General features: G+C 73.2%; 20 protein-coding genes. 5 read left to right on the forward strand and 15 right to left on the reverse strand.

The window, feature by feature from the left end; genetic code table 11:
• Positions 1-29: 29 nt before the first annotated feature.
• The 5 genes from GA0070621_RS10580 to GA0070621_RS10600 form a co-directional block, all read right to left on the reverse strand.
• Positions 30-719, reverse strand: a complete 690-nt coding sequence (locus GA0070621_RS10580) for a hypothetical protein (protein ID WP_157739935.1) — start codon at positions 717-719, stop codon at positions 30-32.
• 151 nt (positions 720-870) lie between these two features.
• Positions 871-1,734 carry a MauE/DoxX family redox-associated membrane protein gene (locus GA0070621_RS10585; protein ID WP_167666782.1) on the reverse strand — a complete coding sequence of 288 codons (864 nt, stop codon included), beginning with the start codon at positions 1,732-1,734 and terminating at the stop codon, positions 871-873.
• Positions 1,735-1,809: 75 nt separating this feature from the next.
• Entirely contained in the window at positions 1,810-2,406 is a 597-nt protein-coding gene (locus GA0070621_RS10590) for a cell wall protein (protein WP_091194048.1), read from the reverse strand.
• Positions 2,407-2,422: 16 nt separating this feature from the next.
• On the reverse strand, positions 2,423-2,833 hold the full coding sequence (locus GA0070621_RS10595) for an RlpA-like double-psi beta-barrel domain-containing protein (protein ID WP_091194050.1): 411 nt from the start codon (positions 2,831-2,833) through the stop codon (positions 2,423-2,425).
• 251 nt (positions 2,834-3,084) lie between these two features.
• Positions 3,085-4,185 carry a DNA glycosylase AlkZ-like family protein gene (locus GA0070621_RS10600; protein ID WP_091194052.1) on the reverse strand — a complete coding sequence of 367 codons (1,101 nt, stop codon included), beginning with the start codon at positions 4,183-4,185 and terminating at the stop codon, positions 3,085-3,087.
• A gap of 174 nt (positions 4,186-4,359) precedes the next feature.
• Here GA0070621_RS10600 and GA0070621_RS10605 point away from each other — a divergent pair, with 174 nt between their 5' ends.
• The 3 genes from GA0070621_RS10605 to GA0070621_RS10615 are packed head-to-tail and all read left to right on the forward strand — an operon-like array spanning position 4,360 to position 6,663.
• Entirely contained in the window at positions 4,360-4,767 is a 408-nt protein-coding gene (locus GA0070621_RS10605; RefSeq protein ID WP_091194054.1) for a GntR family transcriptional regulator, read from the forward strand.
• 19 nt (positions 4,768-4,786) lie between these two features.
• The gene (locus tag GA0070621_RS10610) at positions 4,787-5,677 is read left to right on the forward strand and encodes an ABC transporter ATP-binding protein (RefSeq protein ID WP_091194056.1); all 891 of its coding nucleotides are present in this window, start codon (positions 4,787-4,789) and stop codon (positions 5,675-5,677) included.
• Positions 5,674-6,663 carry a transporter gene (locus tag GA0070621_RS10615; RefSeq protein ID WP_091202252.1) on the forward strand — a complete coding sequence of 330 codons (990 nt, stop codon included), beginning with the start codon at positions 5,674-5,676 and terminating at the stop codon, positions 6,661-6,663. The genes GA0070621_RS10610 and GA0070621_RS10615 overlap by 4 nt, the downstream gene beginning before the upstream one ends.
• 110 nt (positions 6,664-6,773) lie before the next feature.
• Here GA0070621_RS10615 and GA0070621_RS10620 read toward each other — a convergent pair whose 3' ends face one another.
• The 3 genes from GA0070621_RS10620 to dinB are packed head-to-tail and all read right to left on the reverse strand — an operon-like array spanning position 6,774 to position 9,231.
• Entirely contained in the window at positions 6,774-7,583 is an 810-nt protein-coding gene (locus GA0070621_RS10620; RefSeq protein ID WP_091194059.1) for a TIGR02452 family protein, read from the reverse strand.
• 43 nt (positions 7,584-7,626) lie between these two features.
• Complete coding sequence (locus tag GA0070621_RS10625; RefSeq protein ID WP_091194061.1) at positions 7,627-8,022, reverse strand: VOC family protein; 396 nt, start codon at positions 8,020-8,022, stop codon at positions 7,627-7,629.
• Positions 8,023-8,043: 21 nt separating this feature from the next.
• Positions 8,044-9,231: a DNA polymerase IV gene (dinB, locus tag GA0070621_RS10630; protein WP_091194064.1), complete on the reverse strand. Its 1,188-nt coding sequence runs from the start codon at positions 9,229-9,231 to the stop codon at positions 8,044-8,046.
• A gap of 361 nt (positions 9,232-9,592) precedes the next feature.
• Between dinB and GA0070621_RS31270 the strand changes: the two genes are divergently transcribed.
• Both GA0070621_RS31270 and GA0070621_RS10640 read left to right on the forward strand, forming a co-directional pair.
• Complete coding sequence (locus GA0070621_RS31270; protein ID WP_167666440.1) at positions 9,593-9,877, forward strand: (2Fe-2S)-binding protein; 285 nt, start codon at positions 9,593-9,595, stop codon at positions 9,875-9,877.
• Between the two features lie 87 nt (positions 9,878-9,964).
• Positions 9,965-10,414 (forward strand): ester cyclase, encoded by a 450-nt coding sequence (locus GA0070621_RS10640; protein WP_167666784.1) that lies wholly within the window; start codon positions 9,965-9,967, stop codon positions 10,412-10,414.
• A 46-nt stretch (positions 10,415-10,460) separates the two neighbouring features.
• On the opposite strand, the gene GA0070621_RS10645 is transcribed toward GA0070621_RS10640, so the two are convergent.
• The 7 genes from GA0070621_RS10645 to GA0070621_RS10670 all read right to left on the reverse strand — a co-directional run bounded on the left by GA0070621_RS10645 (position 10,461) and on the right by GA0070621_RS10670 (position 16,197).
• Positions 10,461-10,964: a DUF2231 domain-containing protein gene (locus GA0070621_RS10645; RefSeq protein ID WP_091194069.1), complete on the reverse strand. Its 504-nt coding sequence runs from the start codon at positions 10,962-10,964 to the stop codon at positions 10,461-10,463.
• 73 nt (positions 10,965-11,037) lie between these two features.
• The gene (locus GA0070621_RS10650) at positions 11,038-13,185 is read right to left on the reverse strand and encodes an amylo-alpha-1,6-glucosidase (protein ID WP_091194071.1); all 2,148 of its coding nucleotides are present in this window, start codon (positions 13,183-13,185) and stop codon (positions 11,038-11,040) included.
• A gap of 55 nt (positions 13,186-13,240) precedes the next feature.
• Complete coding sequence (locus GA0070621_RS10655) at positions 13,241-13,987, reverse strand: ABC transporter permease (RefSeq protein WP_231921000.1); 747 nt, start codon at positions 13,985-13,987, stop codon at positions 13,241-13,243.
• A 33-nt stretch (positions 13,988-14,020) separates the two neighbouring features.
• Entirely contained in the window at positions 14,021-14,302 is a 282-nt protein-coding gene (locus tag GA0070621_RS10660; RefSeq protein ID WP_091194074.1) for a hypothetical protein, read from the reverse strand.
• Positions 14,303-14,313: 11 nt separating this feature from the next.
• The gene (locus GA0070621_RS31095) at positions 14,314-14,436 is read right to left on the reverse strand and encodes a hypothetical protein (protein ID WP_269455530.1); all 123 of its coding nucleotides are present in this window, start codon (positions 14,434-14,436) and stop codon (positions 14,314-14,316) included.
• Between the two features lie 80 nt (positions 14,437-14,516).
• Positions 14,517-14,924 (reverse strand): VOC family protein, encoded by a 408-nt coding sequence (locus tag GA0070621_RS10665; protein WP_091194078.1) that lies wholly within the window; start codon positions 14,922-14,924, stop codon positions 14,517-14,519.
• A gap of 142 nt (positions 14,925-15,066) precedes the next feature.
• Complete coding sequence (locus tag GA0070621_RS10670) at positions 15,067-16,197, reverse strand: peptidoglycan recognition protein family protein (RefSeq protein WP_091194079.1); 1,131 nt, start codon at positions 16,195-16,197, stop codon at positions 15,067-15,069.
• Positions 16,198-16,284: the final 87 nt, after the last annotated feature.

A 16,284-nucleotide genomic window follows, 5' to 3' on the forward strand; every position in this document is an offset into this window, starting at 1 on the left:
GGACCGGCGATTCCGTCGGGACCGCGCGGTCAGGACAGGCGGTCGATCGTGGCGGGGAGCAGACCCTGGCCGCGCGCCAGGTCGGTGAGCCGGCGCAGCAGCCGGCGCAGCGGGTCGGCGGCGACCGGCTCCGACGTCACGTCGACGCACCATGCGCCGCCGACGTGGCGCAGGTCCCAGCGGAGGTTCGTGCCGTCGACCCGCAGCCGCCCGGTGCCGACCACGCCGGGTCGCGCCCCGGTCGCGCTCGGGGCGTCGTCCAGTCGCAGCAGCGCGCTCAGCTCGGCCAGCCGGCGATCGTCCAGCTCGCCGGCGAACAGCACCCGGTGGACGTCGGGGCCGGCGCCCAGCCGCAGCGGCGCCCCGGACGACAGCGGCAGGTCCTCGTGGAAGCGGTCGCGCAGCGCCGCTTCGCCGGGCAGCGTACCGCCGCCGAGCCGCTGGTAGGTCGCCTCGGCGGCGGCGCGGTCCACGGCCGCCAGGCGGGCGCGGAGTCGCCGGTCCGCGCGGACGGTCCGGGCGTACGCGGCGGAACTCCACCAGCCGCCGTCGGCCGGTGTCCAGCCGGCGCTGCGGAGCAGGGTCGCGGAGAGGTCGTCGGCCAGCACGAACTCCTCGACCACGAGCCCGGTCGCCTCGACGTCGTCGGCCTCGGCGCGCAGCAGGTAGTAGTCGAGGGCGGTGGTGTCCGTACGCCGCATCGGGGTTCGCGTGGTCACCCCGGGACCGTACCGCCGCCGGTGGCCGCCGGCACGGATGCCGGCACCCGCCGTGGAGACGGAGACGGTGTGCGCCGTTGGGACCGGGCGGGACCCGGTGATCCCGCCCGGTCCGGCGCCGATCCCGCCGGTGGCGACCGCCCCGCCCGGCTCAGGCGGGGACGACGGCGAGTCGGGGGCCGGCGGGCGGCGTGCCGGCCAGACTCAGCAGGGTCTGCCCGCTGGCGTCGTCGACCACGGCGACCCGTACCGCGTCGGGCTCCCGGTCGGTCAGTGGCACGGCGAACACCGCGGTCACCGGGCGGCCCCGGTACTGCGCGGCGTGCCCGACGAAGCGCCAGTCGCCGTCGTCCCAGTGCTCCCGCACGTCGGACCGGAGCAGCGGCGCGACCCGCCGGTAGGCGTCGCTGAGCTGGAGCTGCTGCACGGTGGCGAGCAGTGGTACGCCGGATCCGCCGCGCAGCGGGTGGGTCAACCGGGCGCGCAGCCGGCGCAGCGGCAGCAGCCAGGCGGCGTCCAGCTCCGGCGAGAGCGCCACCACCGCCGCCAGCTCGGCGACCAGCACGACGGTCCCGGCCAGCGGTCGCTCGGACAGCGCGTCCGACCAGCCGCCGGGGGAGACGGCGGCCAGTCCGCCCGCCGCCACCAGCAGCGCGGCCCGGGCCAGGCTACGCCCGGAGACCGGGGCCGTACGGGCGCTCAGGCAGCCGCACGAGGAGGTGGGCGCGGCCCGGCGGGCGTACGTCAGATAGCCGAGAAAGCCGACGGCCAGCACGGTCGCGGCGACCGCCTCCAGCCGCAGTACGGGCGGCAGCAGGAGCAGCGCGCCGAGGGTCAGCTCGACGCCGCCGAGCAGTCGGTACGCGGGCAACGCCCGCCGTTGGCCGAGCAGCCGGACGAGTGCCGACCCGTGGGCGGCCGCGGCGGCGTGCCGGCTGAACAGTTTGACGCGTGCGGACCAGATCAGCACCGCACCGACGACCAGCGGTTGCAGCGCCGCGATCAGCTCGATCATGGGTTCTCCCATCGGTTGGTCCGGCCGGCGGGGCCCGGGCGGTACGCGGCCGCGTACCGTCCGGGCCCGCGCCGATCAGGCGGCGGCGTAGACGGTGGCGATGCTGATCTCGTTGGTGTCCGGATGCCAGGCACCGAGCACCTGGACGTGCCGGCCGACCCGCAGCAGCGACATGTCGCTGATCGCCGGGGTGCCGTTGTAGACCGCGGCGGATCGTCCCGGCACGACGTGCGCGACGATCCGGCGGCCCTGGTGGTCGAGGTGCAGCACGTTGCGGCCGACCGACGCGATGTGCGCGTGCAGGTTGACGATGTTGACCCAGACGGAGTCCGCGGCGAGCGTGCCGTCGGGCAGGCGGACGCCGCGGGCGTAGAGCCCGTCACCGACCGCCACCTGGTCGAACGTGGTCGGATTCAGCTTCCAGATGCTGGTGCCGTCGGTGATCCGGATCGAGTGCAGGACCAGGTCCGACCCGGTGACCAGCAGCATGTGCCCGGAGATCTTGGTGATCCGGCCCTCGGCGAAGTTCGGGTCCGGCGCGCCCGGCTCGACGGTGGCGGCCTCGGCGGCGAAGGCCGCCTCGGGGGCGAGCGAGCCGAGTCCGGTGGCGCCGACCACGCCGCCGAGCGCGGCGGTGGTGAGCAGCCGCCGACGGTTGAGGGTCTGGTTCATCGTGGCGCCCTCCCGTTCAGACGGTGTCGACCGAGCAGGGCCGCAGCCCGGTGGTGAGACTGGCGATCGCGCTGTACGCCGCGGGCGTCAGGTCGACGATCCGGTTGCTTCCGCAGGCCGAGCCGCAGCACGTGCGCTCGCCGCAGAACGAGACGGTGCGCGGCCCGCAGTCGGCGATCGAGGTGCCGACCCGGGCGCCGTTGCAGAGGTTGGTGGTGTAGTGCACGAAGCCGCAGCCTCGGCGGGTCATGCCGAGTCCGCAGGCGTCCGGCCGGGTGATGGCGTAGCACGCGTCCGAGGCGTTCGGCCAGGCGTGCTGGTAGTTGCCCGATCTGCAGGTGCCGCAGGCGCCACCGCCCGCGGTGCCGCAGGGACCCCAGGCGCTGCCGCAGCAGAACCAGGACACCTCGCCTTGCAGAGCTGCCATGGGTACCTCCTCCCATAGTCGGTCATCGACAGCGATGGATGTCGATATAGATGGCGATTGTTGTGTTAGAAATCACCAAAGTCAACGACCTGGGGGAAGATTTCCTACGGGCGGGATTCGTCGCCGTTTCACCTCGTCCCGCCGCTGTCCCCGTACGGTGGGCAGCCGGGGTCATGGGGCGTCGGACGGCGTGCCCGCGACGGGCATTCCACGGCCGTCCCCCGGGCGGCGTCGGGGCCGTGGCTCCGGCGTCAGTCGGCGAAGTCGACCTTGACCAGTCGGACCTGCCGGTACGCGGCCAGCCGCTCGGCCTGCTCGGTGACGGCGGCCCGGAGGCGGGTGGCCGCCGCCGACCACAGCAGCACCTGCACGGTCAGCTTCCCGCCGGACTGACGTGGCCGCCAGGTGCCGGCCAGTTCGCCGTCGGCGATGACCGCGCCGGGCCGGCCGAGCACCGGCCAGAGGACCTTGGCCCGGGCCGGGTCGTCGACCAGCAGCGGTCGGTCCTTCGCCTGCAGGAACAGGTCGAACGGGCCGAGGAGCCGGACCAGTTGCGGGCGTGGCGCGTCGAAGCGGTCGGCGTCGGCGGACAGCACCCAGCGGGTCTCGCCGGCGACGGACACCTCGACCGCGTCGGCCGGCCAGTGGGCCTTGACGTCCTTGACCGGTGCGTCCAGGTAGTCGGCGACGTGCTTCGGGGTGGCCGGGCCGAGGAGCCGCAGATAGGCGCGGATCAGGTCGAACCGCTCCGGCGCGTGATCCGCCGGCCGGAAGCCGGCGATCGGTTGCAGCACCGGTGGGGACGTGCCGGCCCGCAGCTCCAGCCCGGCGCGTACCGCCGCGAGCCGGAACGGCATCTCGTAGAGGTGGGTGGCGTCGCACGGCCGGCAGAACCGCAGGTAGGGCTCGGGCATCAGGGCGGCCACCCGGGTCGACACCTCGCCTTTGACCAGCGGCGCGGTCACCACCGACCGCATGGCGTCGGCGACCGCGTCCAGCGCGGCGAGGTTGCCGATGCCGGCCGCCTTCAACGGCCTGGCCGCGTCGTAGATGCGCTTGCCGGCGTCGGCGTCGGAGAACGGCGCTACGGCGGCGGCGATCTGCGGCAGGTCCTCGCGGCGGTACAGGTGGGGAGCGCCGCGCACGGTCCAGAGCGTGGCCAGGTCCGGTTCGGCGAGCGTCGGGCCGGCGAGGCCGCGGTTGAACAGTGCCCACCGCCCGCCGTCCGGCCCGGTCTCCTGCACGCCGATGTCGAGCACCGCGGTGTCGGTCACCGTGCCGTCCGTGCGGTCGAGCTGCTGCGCCCGTGCCCGGAAGCCGAGCACCTGCACGCGCTCGATCGAAACCACCACGGACCCCAGGGTACGGCCGGCCCCCGACAGGATCGCCCGAGGCTCGACCCACCCACCCGGCCGGACGTCGGCACATCGTGCGACGCGCCGGTGCGGCCCTTGACAGGTGCACCGATCGCGACAACCCTGTCCTATAGTCCTACTGCCGTAGGACAATAGAGAGGATCGTCCTGGGTGATCGAGTTTGTGCTGGACAGCCGGTCGAAGGTGAACACCTACATGCAGCTGGTGCAGCAGGTGAAACAGGCGCTGCGGGTCGGCCTGTTGGCACCCGGTGACCAACTGCCGAAGGTTCGCGACGTCGCGCAGTCGTTGGCGATCAACCCGAACACGGTGCTCAAGGCGTACCGCGAATTGGAGATCGAGGGTCTGGTCGGCGGCCGACCCGGGGTCGGCACGTTCGTCGAGCGGACCCTGGCGGGCGCCTCCCTGCCCAACCAGGCCGAGCTGCGCGAAGACCTGGTGGCCTGGCTGCGCCGGGCCCGCGCCGCGGGGCTCACCCCCGAGGACGTCGTCGCCCTGGTGGAGACCACCATGCGGGCCGCGCTCGCCGACGAAACACCGCAGAAGGAGCCCGCGTGAGCGGAGGAGAGGACAGAGGATGGACGTGGTCCTGGAGGCCGACCAGCTAGGCAAGCGGTACGGCAACACCTGGGCGCTGCGGGACTGCTCGCTGCACCTGCCGGCCGGACGGGTCACCGCCCTGGTCGGGCCGAACGGCGCGGGCAAGAGCACCCTGCTGCACCTGGCCGTGGGCCTGCTCCGGCCCGACGCCGGGGCCGTACGGGTGTTCGGCGAATCGCCCTACAACAACACCGGAACCCTGGCGGACATCGGCTTCGTCGCCCAGGACACCCCGCTGTACCGGGACTTCACCGCCGCCGAACTGGTCACCGCCGGCGCGAAGCTGAACCGGCGGTGGGACGCCGACCTGGCCCGCAACCGGCTGGCCCAGCTCGGCATCCCACCCAACCGGCCGGTCGGCAAACTGTCCGGCGGGCAGCGGGCCCAGGTGGCGCTCGCGCTCGCGCTGGCCAAACGGCCCCGGCTGCTGCTGCTCGACGAGCCGGTCGCCAGCCTGGATCCGCTGGCCCGGCGGGAGTTCCTGCAGTCGCTGATGGGCAGCGTGGCCGACGCCGGCACCACGGTCCTGCTCTCGTCGCACCTGCTGGCGGACCTGGAGCGGGTCTGCGACTACCTGATCGTGCTGCAATCCGCCCAGGTGCGACTCGCCGGCCCGGTCGACGACCTCGTCGCCGAACACCGGCAGCTGGTGGGCCCCCGACACGACGGCGGCCCGCTCGGCGGGGTCGCGGCCGTGGTCCGGGCCAGCCACACCGACCGACAGTCCACACTGCTGGTGCACACCAACGGGACGATCGACGATCCCGCCTGGACCGAGCGCGAGGTCGGCCTGGAGGACATCATCCTGGCCTACCTGGCCGACGGCGACACGGCAGCGAGTCACACCGAATGGGGGGTGCCGGCATGATCTGGCTGACCTGGCGGCAACACCGCAAACAAGCTCTGTTCACCCTCGTCGCGTTCGCGGCGCTCGCCGCGCTGATGATCCCGATCGGCCTGTCGATGCGGCACACGTTCGCCGACCTCGGCCTGGCCGACTGCGTGCGCCAGCTCGCCGACACCGACGCGGCCCCGCAGACCGTAGGCAGCTGCGACGGGGCGTTCCGGCAGTTCACGACCCGGTACGGCAGTCTGAATCTGGTGGCCGTCCTGCTGCTCGTCCTGCCGATCCTGGTCGGCCTGTTCTGGGGCGCCCCGCTGGTCGCCCGGGAGGTGGAACACGGCACGCACCGCTTCGTCTGGACCCAGGGCGTCGGCCGCACACACTGGGCGCTGGTGAAGTTCGGGCTCGTCGGCGCAGCCACGCTCGCCCTCGCGGTCTGCTACGGGCTGGGCATGTCCTGGTGGGTCAGCCCGCTGACCCAGGCCGCACACGAGGGCCGGATGGGCGTCATCGTCTTCGACCTGCAGGGCGTCGTTCCGATCGGCTACACCCTCTTCGCCGTGGCGCTCGGCATCTTCGCCGGCACCGTCTGGCGTCGCATGCTGCCCGCCATGGCCGTCACCCTCGTCGGATTCGTCAGCGTACGGGCAGCGGTGGCGATCCTGGCCAGGCCGCACTACCAACCCGCCCGCACCGTCACCTCTCCCATCATGGGGACGGACCGACCGCTCATGTCCCGGGGCGACTGGGTCCTCTCCAGCGGGGTCCGCAACGCCGACGGCCGAATGGTGGCGGCCGACACCCACATCGCCTGCCCGCCGGGCGGTAAAGGGCCGGACGGCCAGGCCTGCGGTGCCGAGCTGGGCCTCGGGCCGGGCGCCTACAACTGGCAGCTCTACCAGCCGGGGAGTCGATTCTGGCTCTTCCAAGGCGTCGAAACCGGCATCTTCGTGGTACTCGCCCTGCTCCTGGTCTATCTCGCCATCCGCCGGATCCGCCGCATCGCGTAGCCGCGTCCGCGACGATCGCCGGTCCTTCCGGGTCCGGCGATCACGCGCACGCCGACCTTTCACCGTGGCCCGTGCGGTCCCGCCCGGCCGACCGATCGGCCGGGCGGGACTCAGGTCGTGCCGAAGCGGGCGGCGAACGCCGCGCGTACCGGCCCGTCCGCGCGGTCGAGCACGGCGAAGGTGACCTGGTCGAACCAGCCCGCGGCGTCGTCGAGGGCGAGCGCGAACGCTTCCGCCACCGTCGCCGGGTCGTTGCGGAACACCCCGCACCCCCACGCGCCGAGCACCAGCCGCCGGTGGCCGTAGGCGGCGGCGACGGCCAGCACCCGACGCGCCCGGGTACGCAGCGCCGGCCCGACCCGGTCGGCGTCGGCGGGCTGGTTGCGCAGCACCGCGCCGCGGTTGGTCGCGGCGGCGGTCAGGAACGACACCTCGTGGACGGCGTCGAGCAGCCGCCCCTTGTCGTCCCGGAACACCGGCACCCGGGGCGAGTGGACGACCCGGTCACTGTAGAGCAGGTCCCGCTGGTCGCGGTGGAAGTCGTAGAACTCGGGAACCGAGGTCAGGCAGGGGAAGAGCGCGGAGGCCCGGGCGACGCTCTCCTCCTGCGCCTGCGCCCCGGTGCGGAAGCCGCCGCCCGGGTTCTTCGCCGAGGCGAAGACCAGCGCGGCGACCTCCCCGCCGCCGGCCAGACGCCGGGCGGCCAGCAGGGTGCTCTCCCCGGTCACCTCGACGGCCGGGCCGGCGCCGCCGACCGGCGGGGTGGGCAGCGGGTCGTCGGGCAGGTGCAGGCGGGTGCCGGCGACGGCGGCACCCACCGGCTCGGCGAGGTGCACCGTCTCGCCCCGGCCGTTGACGTACCGGCCGGCGTCCAGGATTTCCAGGGTGTCGCGGGCGATGGCCCGCAGTCGCGTACTCATGATCGACCGATTGTGCGGCAGCGGCCGACGCCGCGACGACCGGTTATCGGGTCGGCAGGTGCTGGACGATCTGGATCGGGTTGCCGTCCGGGTCGGCCGTCCAGGCGATCAGCAGCCGGTCGAGCCAGACGTGCGGGGCGGCCAGGGCGGGCGCGCCGCCGGCGGTGACCGCCGCGTACGCGGCGGCGGTGTCGTCGGTCCACAGGACGACCGCCGCGCGCTGACCCGACGGCACCGGGTCCAGACCGTGGTCGGCCCGGCTGGACGCGACCGAGGCGATCCCGATCCGGTGACCGTCGAGGGTCAGGTCCACGTGGATCGGCTCGCCCTCGGTGGGCACCCGGAACGTCTCGGTGAACCCGAGCCCGGCGTAGAAGGCGGCGGCCCGGGTCACGTCCTCGCTGAACAGGATCACCTGGGGCGTCCGGAACGTCGACATCCGCGCACCCTACCTCGGCGGTCAGTCCGGCAGCCGGGGCATCTCCAGGCCCGGGTCGCGTCCGAGCAGCACCGCCCGGGTCAACGCGGCCGAGCCGAACCGGTCCCGGACCGCGTCCACCGCCGCGTCCAGCTCCGCGCCCGGGTCGTGGGTGAACGGCAGCGTCAACTGCACGTGCCCGTCGTCGAGGTTGCCGACGGAGACCCCGAGCAGCGTCACCCCCCGGGTCTCGATCTCCGGTAGCGCCGCGCGCAGCAGCGTCCGCGCCGCCTCGCGCAGCGGCCGGGTCTGCGCGGTCGCCTTGTCGAGGGTGTGTGAGCGGGTCGCCCGGGTGTAGTCGGCGAAGCGCAGCCGCAGGGTCACGGTGCGCCCGGTGCGCCGCGCCGAGCGCATCCGCCCGGTCACCCGGTCGACCAGCCCGGCCAGCACGGCGTCCAACTCGGCGGGGGAGTGCGGCGTACGGCCCAGCGCGTGCTGGGCGCCCATCGAGGACCGCCGCCGGCCGACCTGCACCGCGCGCGGGTCGCGGTTGTGGGCGAGGGCGTGCAGGTGGCGGCCGGCGCCCGCGCCGAGCAGCGACACCAGGGCCGCCTCGTCGAGCCGGGCCACCTGCCCCACCGTACGGATGCCCCGGTCGCGCAGCCGTTCGGCGGTGACCGGCCCGACGCCCCACAGCCGTTCCACCGGCAGCGGGTGCAGGAACGCCAGCTCCCGCTCCGGCGCGACGACCAGCAGCCCGTCCGGCTTGGCCACCCCGCTGGCCACCTTGGCCAGGAACTTCGTCCGGGCCACCCCCACCGTGATCGGCAGGCCGACGTGCTCGCGTACCTCCTCGCGCAGCCGCGCCGCGATGTCGGCGGGCGGGCCGACCAGCCGGCGCAGCCCACCCACGTTCAGGAACGCCTCGTCGATGGAGAGCCCCTCGACCAGCGGGGTGGTCCGCCGGAAGATCTCGAAGACCGCCCGGCTCGCCGCCGTGTACGCGGCCATCCGCGGCGGCACCACGATCGCCTCCGGGCAGAGTCGCCGGGCCTGCCGCCCACCCATCGCGCTGCGCACCCCGCGCGCCTTCGCCTCGTAGCTGGCCGCCAGCACCACCCCGCCACCGACGATCACGGGCCGGCCACGCAGCCGGGGATCGTCGCGTTGCTCGACCGACGCGTAGAACGCGTCCAGGTCGGCGTGCAGGATCGTGGCCTCGTTCGACACGCGCCCATGCTCGCACATGTGTTCGAATGAGGGGTGTCTACCCGGCGTTTCTTCTCGGGCGCCGGTGTTCGGGCCGGCCGCGACGCGCGGGCTGGCGCACGTGGTCCACGCCAGCCGGTGGCATCAGGCAATCCCCCTGTTTCTGCAACATATCGGATCGTCTTGGCTACTGTCGGCCCGTCAGGTTGGCCGGGCGGTGCCGGGGGTCGGCGAAGATGGAAGTCGAAGTCGACATCCGGGTGGACGGGACCCCCGCACCGGCTAACCGTGGATGTCCGCACCACGTTGCTCGACGCCCTGCGCGAGCGGCTGGGCAACACCAGTGCCAAGAAGGGGTGCGACCACGGGCAGTGCGTGCACGGTGCTGCTCGACGGCCGGCGGGTCAACAGCTGCCTCGCGCTCGCCGTGGCGCACGACCGTGCGGAGATGGTGACGGCCGCCGGGCTGGCGCCGGACGGTGAGCTGCAGGACCCGTACGTCAACCCGATGGGGACCAAGGGCGTCGGTGGGATCGGCATCGCCGGCGTGGCGGCGGCGATCGCCAACGCCGTCCACCACGCCACCGGCGTCCGAATCCGCGACCTGCCGATCAGCCTGGACAAACTCCTCCCAGACGAGCGGACCGCCGGCCAGGGCGAATCCTGACTTCGGCGAGGTCACCAAACCTTGACAAACTCCTGAAATGCGCCGAACAGCCCGATAGCGTGACGGCGTCGTGGGTGACGTCGACGGATGCGGAGACCGGTGATGGGTGCCGAGCAGCGCAACATGGAACTCATGCAAACACTCGACGATGCCTGGAACGCCCAGGATCTCGAGACGTTCAACAGCCGCCACACCGACGACGTGGTGGTCCGGTGGCCGGGCCGGCCCGAGACCCACGGCCGGGACAACCACGAGGCCGAGGCGAGGGAGTTCTTCACCGCGTTCCCCGACCAGCGGCTCGGCAACCGGCCGTACAAGGTGCTGTTCGCCTCGGGTGAGTGGACCTGCTCCATCGCCCGCTTCACCGGCACCATGACCGGCCCGATGACGGGCCCGGACGGCAACCAGATTCCGCCCACCGGCAAGTCGTTCGACGTGGACTTCTGCACGGTCGCCCACTGGGTCGACGGCAAGATCGTCGAAGAGAACCTCTTCTACGACCTGACCACCTTCATGAAGCAGATCGGCCTCGGCTGAGCCGGCACACGGCCGGCTCAGCCGCCGTGCGCCGGCCCAGCCTTTGTCACGCGCCGCGGGCCCGGGCCCGGCCGGCGGAGCGGCGCAGCGAACTCGGGGCGTTCACCCCCGCCTCGTCGCTCACGCCGACGCCGAGCCGCTCGACCAGCTCGCCGCCGAGCCAGCCGGTCACTCCGGCGAGCACGATGCCGACGAAGCTGCAGATCAGGGCTCCGGCGCTCGGGTCCCAGTTGTCGGCGGCCAGCCGCTGGAACCAGCTCGCCGCGAACAACGCCAGCACCACCACGTTGCCGAGGCCGTGCACGGCGCCGACCCGCTTGGCCCGTGTACCGGCCGGGATGCCCATCCAGTCGATGAATCCGAACACCCCGGCGAGCAGGCCGCCAAGGATGCCGAGGCCCATCGTGTACGCGGCGGAGATCTGGAATCCCGTCCGGTTGGTGGCCAAATAGAGGATGTCGAAGATCACCGCGGTGGCGAGCAGCCCCAGCGGGAACACGATCAGGATGGGATGGATCCCGTGGCCCATCGCCTTGGCGCGACTCTCCATGCCGGTCCCTTTCGTCTCGGTCCCAGTTCGGGGCGGCATTCCCCGCCGGGATCCGGCTACACCCCACCGCCCGTCATCGACGCCGGCGGGTGGTGATCGCCTGGCGGGGAGCCAGGCGGACCACCGCCAGGCGGTCGCCGCGCGCGGTCACCGAGGTCCGCCCGCCGCGCCGGCGCCGCACGGTCAGGTCGACCGTGGCGCTCCCGACCCGTACGCCCTCCAGCCGCAGGTCCGGCAGCCACTCGGGCAGATGGGGATCCACGAAGACCGTGCGCAGCGGCGCGGCCGGCCGCAGCGCCAGCAGCGCCTGGACCAGGGCCACGATCGAACTGGCCGACCAGGCCTGCGGGGAACACGAGTTCGGGTAGACGCCGGGGTGCGGGTGGTCCGGGTCGCGGGGCAGGCCACTGAGCACCTCGGGCAGCCGATGCTCCTCGAACAGCGAGGCCGCGGCGAACATCCCCTCGGCCAGCCGGTGCAGGTGCGCCCAGCAGCCGTACCGGGCCAGGCCGAGGCCGATCGTGCCCGCCTCCACCGGCCAGACACTGCCCCGGTGGTAACTGAACGGGTTGTAGGCGGGGTGGTCGGCCGACAGCGTCCGTACCCCCCAGCCGCTGAACATGTCCGGCGCGAAGAGCCGGTCGGCGACCAGTTCGGCGGCCCGGGCCGGCACGATGCCGGCGGCCAGCAGATGCCCGTCGTTGGAGTTGGTCGAGCGCACCGGTCGCTTGTCCGGCCCGAGCGCCATCGCATAGCAGCCCCGGTCCGGCAGCCAGTACGCGCGGTGGAAGCGGCGGCGTAGTGCCCGGGCCCGGGCCAGCAGGGCGGCGCCCCGGGCCGGATGACCGGTCACCGTGAAGACCACGGCGGCGTGCCGCAGGGCGGCGTACCAGTAGGCCTGCAGCTCGCTGGTCGCGATCGGATTGGTTACCAGCTGCCCGTCCTCGTCGACGATCGCCGTGTCCGAGTCCTTCCAGCCCTGGTTCTTCAACCCCGCGCGGGAGCGGCTGTGGTACTCCAGGAAGCCGTCGCCGTCGGGGTCGCCGTACCGCTCGATCCAGCCCAGCGTCCGCTGGGCCGTGGGCAACAGCTCCCGTACGGTTTCCAGGTCGCCGGTCCAGGCCAGGTACTGCCCGAGGAAGACCAGGAAGTCCGGTGCCGTCGACCAGTCGCCGTAGTAGCTGGTGAACGGGTTCAACCCGAGCGCGGAGACCGGTCCCTGGCGGGCCTCGTGCAGCGGCTTGCCCGGTTCCTCGTCGCGCCAGTCGTCCAGCCGCTCACCCACGTGCCCGGCGATGAGCCGCAGGCTGTCGCCCAGCATGGTCGAACCGGCCAGCAGCGCCTGCCAGGACGCCGTCATCGTGTCCCGGCCGAAGATCTCCTGATAGATCGGCAACCCGGCGATCGGTGCCGTCGGCCCGGCCGGTTCGCCGAGCGGCAGCACCGCCAGGTCGTGCGTGGCGCACCGCCACGCCGCCGTCACGTCGAAGTTGCTGCTGCTCAAATCGGCCAGCTCGCCGATCAGCCGGGACCGGGCCCGGGCGGCGGAGTCGTCGGGCTCGGCGAAAGTCGCCGGGGGAGCGGGCAGCCGTGTCCCGTCGAACACCGGCTCGGCCAGCAGTTCGACCTGGGTGCTGCCCCGTGGCGGCACCGCGAGTTCGACGGTGAACGCGCCGTCGGCGTACCCGACGGGGGCGTCGGCCCGGATCTGGACCGCCACCGCGCGGTCGAGGTCATCGCGCAGGTAGGTCAGGCGAAGTTCCCCCGCCGCCGGGTCCCACGTGGCGTCGACGTCGCCGACCTGCAACCGGTGGCCGGTCTCCGCCTCACTGGTGTCGGCGAAGTCCGCCTCGACGTGGATGCGGACCGGGAACCGCAGCGGCTGCTGGGCGTAACTGACCACGGTGAGCCGGGTGCGCAGCCCCGGGCCGACGAACCGCTCGGTGAGCAGGTACGCGGCCCGCGATGGCAGCGCCTCCCCGTTCCCCAGCTCGGCGTACGAGAGCTGGGCGTGCCCCCGCACGTTCGCGGTGGCGAACGGGACCGGCTCCCGGCCGTCGACCGTGATCCGTTCCCGGGCGATCACCCGGGTGTTGCGGGCGAAGAAGCCCTGCGGGTCGGTGCCGCTGATCCGCCCCCGCACGTCGGTGACCAGGGTGCTCCACCCGCTCGCGACGTAGAGCAGGTCGGGCCGGACGCGTAGGTTGCGGACCCTGGTCATTGGTCCGGCTGTACCCCTTCGCGTCCCCGGTAATCGCGCCCGGCCCCCGCCGGCCTCAGGGCGCGGTGCGGGCCCGGTGGCGGACGAGCAGTTCCAGGGCCAGCGCGATGGCCACGGCCTCGACCGCCAGCAGGGCGAGCAGGATGAGCAGCTGGGTTGCCCCGGCCTCCAGCGGCCCCGCCCCGCCCAGCAGTACGCCGACGAACGCGCCCGGCAGGGTGACCAGCCCGACCGTGCGGGTCTGGTCCAGCGCGGGGATGAGGGCCTGCCCGGCGGCCGGGCGGCAGATCTCCAGCGCCGCGTCGCGGGGCAGCAGCCCCAGGGCCAGCCCGGCCTCGTACTCGCCGTGCCGGGTCCGCAGCTCGTCGAGGGCGCGCCGGCCGGCGAGGCTGGTCGCGGTCATCGCCCCGCCGATCAGGATGCCCGCCGTGGGCAGCACCACCAGCGGCGTCGCCGGCAGCGCCCGGCTGGCCAGCAGCACCACCAGGCTCGGCACCACCCCGGCCGCGATCGCGAGGGGGGCGACCCGGCGGGGGCAGGACGGCCCGATCCGGCGGCGGGCGGTGACGCCCGCGACCACGTACATGAGCAGGATGAACGCGCCCGTGCTCCACCAGGCACGCAGCACGGCGACGATGACCAGCGACACCACGCCGAGCTGTACGGTGGCCCGGACGGCGGCGGTCAGCACGGCCCGGCCCCGGCCGATCCCGCTCAGCCAGAGCACGGCGGCGGCGGCCACCGTCAGCCCGGCGAGGGCGGAGACCAGGGTCGGCCCGATCGGCACCGTGCCGGCGCTCACCGGCCCGCCCGATGCTCGTCGTGGGTGGTGTCGTCAGCGCCGGCCACCGGATGATCGTATGCGGGCGGGCGGTGGCGGGACCGCGCGACGGTCGGTCCGCCGCAGGGTGGCTACGGGCGCGCGCGTCACCTCGCCGGGCGGCGCGCGCTCCGACGAGCGCAAGCCGAACAACGACAGCGACAGCCCCGCGCCGACCCCGGTGATCGTGCTCGGCGCCGTGTCGGTGGTCAGACCGGCCACCCACGCCGCGACGGCGGTGGCCGTGACGAGGACGCCGACCAGCGCCCCGGCGACCGCGAAGAGCAGGGCGGCCACGCTGCCGACGGTCAGCCACGGATCGAGCCGCCAGGTGGGGCCGCGTGTCCCCAGCCGAACCAGGCCGCGCCGAAGAATCCCTCCACCAGCGCGGTGATGCCGCCGTTGCGGCGCGGCTGCCGTGTCCTGCCCATGGCTGGCCACCCTAGGTGGTGGGGCCGGTCCACCGTCCTCAGGCAGCCGTGCTTCGGCGAGTGCCGACGTTCCGCGCCGGTCAGCCCGGCTGGCCGATGTTCACCAGCCAGCCGATGCCGAACCGGTCCACGCACATGCCGAACTCGTCGCCCCACATCTGCTTCTCCAGCGGGACGGTCACCGTGCCGCCGTCGGAGAGCTTGTCCCAGTAGCCCCGCAGCACGTCCGCGTCGTCGCCGCTCAGGCTCACCGCGATGTTGTTGCCGACCGTGTGCGCCATCTCCGGCGGCGTGTCGGAGGCCATCAGCGTGAAGCCGCGGTCCGTCTCGAGCTGCGAGTGCATGACCAGGTCAGCGAGCGCGGGCTCCGGGTTGCCGAGGTCGCCGAAGGTGTTCAACGTCAGGGTGCCACCGAACACCTGCTGGTAGTACTCCATCGCCGCGCGGGCGGTGTCGCGGAAACTGAGGTACGGGTTGAGTCTGATCATGTCGCCTCCTTTGTCGGTGATCTGCGCATCGTCGCAGAGTGACGAGGCGGTACCAACGAGGCGCGACGAAGCGATGCCCGACGGGTGCGCGGTGGAGGTGGCGCCGTTGACACCTCCACCGCTCTCCCCGGCGGTACGTCGGTCAGCTCTTCTGGAACGACTGACGCACCACGCCCCCCACCAGGGCGCACCAGGTGGTGGTGCTGACCTTGCCGTTCGGCTCCAGACCGTGCAGGTGCTGCAGGTCCTTGAGAGCCTTCTTCGTCGGGTAGTCGTAGGTGCCGGTGACCGTGACGTCGGCGTAGCCCTTGGAGTTGAGCATGAACTGCACCGCGCTGACCGGGATGCCGACCGCGTCCTTGTCCAGCTCGGGCGCCAGGGTCTCCCAGGTCGGCGCGGTGAGGGTGGCGTCGATGTCGACCGGAATGCCGTTGCGGGCCTGCCAGTCCTGCACGGCGGCGACGGTGGCGGCGTCGAAGACGCCGTTGACCGGGACGGTGTAGCCGCGGAACGTGAGCAGGTACTGCGCCACCTTCACCACCGGGCCACCGACGAAGCGCCAGATGTCCGGCCAGCGGCGGGCCGGCACGTCGGACAGGTTGGTGCCGAGCCTGGCGAAGACCCGGCGGCGCAGGGTGGGGAACTCCCGGTAGAACATCGCCCCCGGGCACAGCGTGGCCCGGAAGTCCCAGTGGCCGAAGATGTCGTGCGCCTGCAGCCCGTACTGCTGGCAGATGGTGGTGCAGAGCTTGATTAGGGCGTCGAGCAGTTCCTGCGGCGGGTTGTCGGTGACGTAGGTGCCCTCGTTCTCGATGCCGATGGCCCGGCCGTTCTCGCCGGGGCAGTGCGCCGAGATCATCTGCCGGTCGCCGGCCCGCAGTCGCTCCAGGCTGCCGTGCCGGCCCTCCAGGACGTGGCCGCCCCGGCTGACCGTGAAGTGCTGGCCGGTGTCCGACCAGCCGTTGCCGTCGATGTGCAGGTTCTGGCAGTCGCGGGCGAGCTGCTTGGCGTGTTCCTCGGAGTAGTCGGTGCTGTTCGGGAACGCCATGTGGTGCACGATGATCTTGTTGCTGGGGATGGCGCTGATCGACAGCGGGTCCGCCGGCGGGCGGGCGCCCCACCCGTCGCAGCTGATGATCCAGTCGAGGTCCGCGCCCGGGGCGGCCTGCGCGGCGGCGGGGAAGGCGAGTTCGTTCCCGACGACCGCGACGGCGGCGGCGCCGAGGCCGGCCCGCAGCAGCGTACGGCGGTCCAGCTCAGGGTGGTCGAACATGTCATCTCCTCTGTGACCGGCCAGGGGCGGCCCGTGACGGCACGCGACGACGGGCGGCGGCCCGTCCGGGGGTATGAAAAGGAACTC

The organism is Micromonospora narathiwatensis (genome assembly GCF_900089605.1).
In the GTDB taxonomy this organism is placed as follows: Bacteria; Actinomycetota; Actinomycetes; order Mycobacteriales; family Micromonosporaceae; genus Micromonospora; species Micromonospora narathiwatensis.

Bases quoted from the DNA above. Each gene is read 5' to 3' on its own strand.
- GA0070621_RS10665 (WP_091194078.1), bottom strand. From the start codon at position 14,924: ATGATCAGACTCAACCCGTACCTCAGTTTCCGCGACACCGCCCGCGCG.
- GA0070621_RS10670 (WP_091194079.1), bottom strand. From the start codon at position 16,197: ATGTTCGACCACCCTGAGCTGGACCGCCGTACGCTGCTGCGGGCCGGC.
- GA0070621_RS10610 (WP_091194056.1), top strand. From the start codon at position 4,787: ATGGACGTGGTCCTGGAGGCCGACCAGCTAGGCAAGCGGTACGGCAAC.
- GA0070621_RS10645 (WP_091194069.1), bottom strand. From the start codon at position 10,964: ATGGAGAGTCGCGCCAAGGCGATGGGCCACGGGATCCATCCCATCCTG.
- GA0070621_RS10615 (WP_091202252.1), top strand. From the start codon at position 5,674: ATGATCTGGCTGACCTGGCGGCAACACCGCAAACAAGCTCTGTTCACC.
- GA0070621_RS10590 (WP_091194048.1), bottom strand. From the start codon at position 2,406: ATGAACCAGACCCTCAACCGTCGGCGGCTGCTCACCACCGCCGCGCTC.
- GA0070621_RS10595 (WP_091194050.1), bottom strand. From the start codon at position 2,833: ATGGCAGCTCTGCAAGGCGAGGTGTCCTGGTTCTGCTGCGGCAGCGCC.
- GA0070621_RS10640 (WP_167666784.1), top strand. From the start codon at position 9,965: ATGCGGAGACCGGTGATGGGTGCCGAGCAGCGCAACATGGAACTCATG.
- GA0070621_RS10650 (WP_091194071.1), bottom strand. From the start codon at position 13,185: ATGACCAGGGTCCGCAACCTACGCGTCCGGCCCGACCTGCTCTACGTC.
- GA0070621_RS10620 (WP_091194059.1), bottom strand. From the start codon at position 7,583: ATGAGTACGCGACTGCGGGCCATCGCCCGCGACACCCTGGAAATCCTG.
- GA0070621_RS10625 (WP_091194061.1), bottom strand. From the start codon at position 8,022: ATGTCGACGTTCCGGACGCCCCAGGTGATCCTGTTCAGCGAGGACGTG.
- GA0070621_RS10585 (WP_167666782.1), bottom strand. From the start codon at position 1,734: ATGATCGAGCTGATCGCGGCGCTGCAACCGCTGGTCGTCGGTGCGGTG.
- GA0070621_RS31095 (WP_269455530.1), bottom strand. From the start codon at position 14,436: ATGGGCAGGACACGGCAGCCGCGCCGCAACGGCGGCATCACCGCGCTG.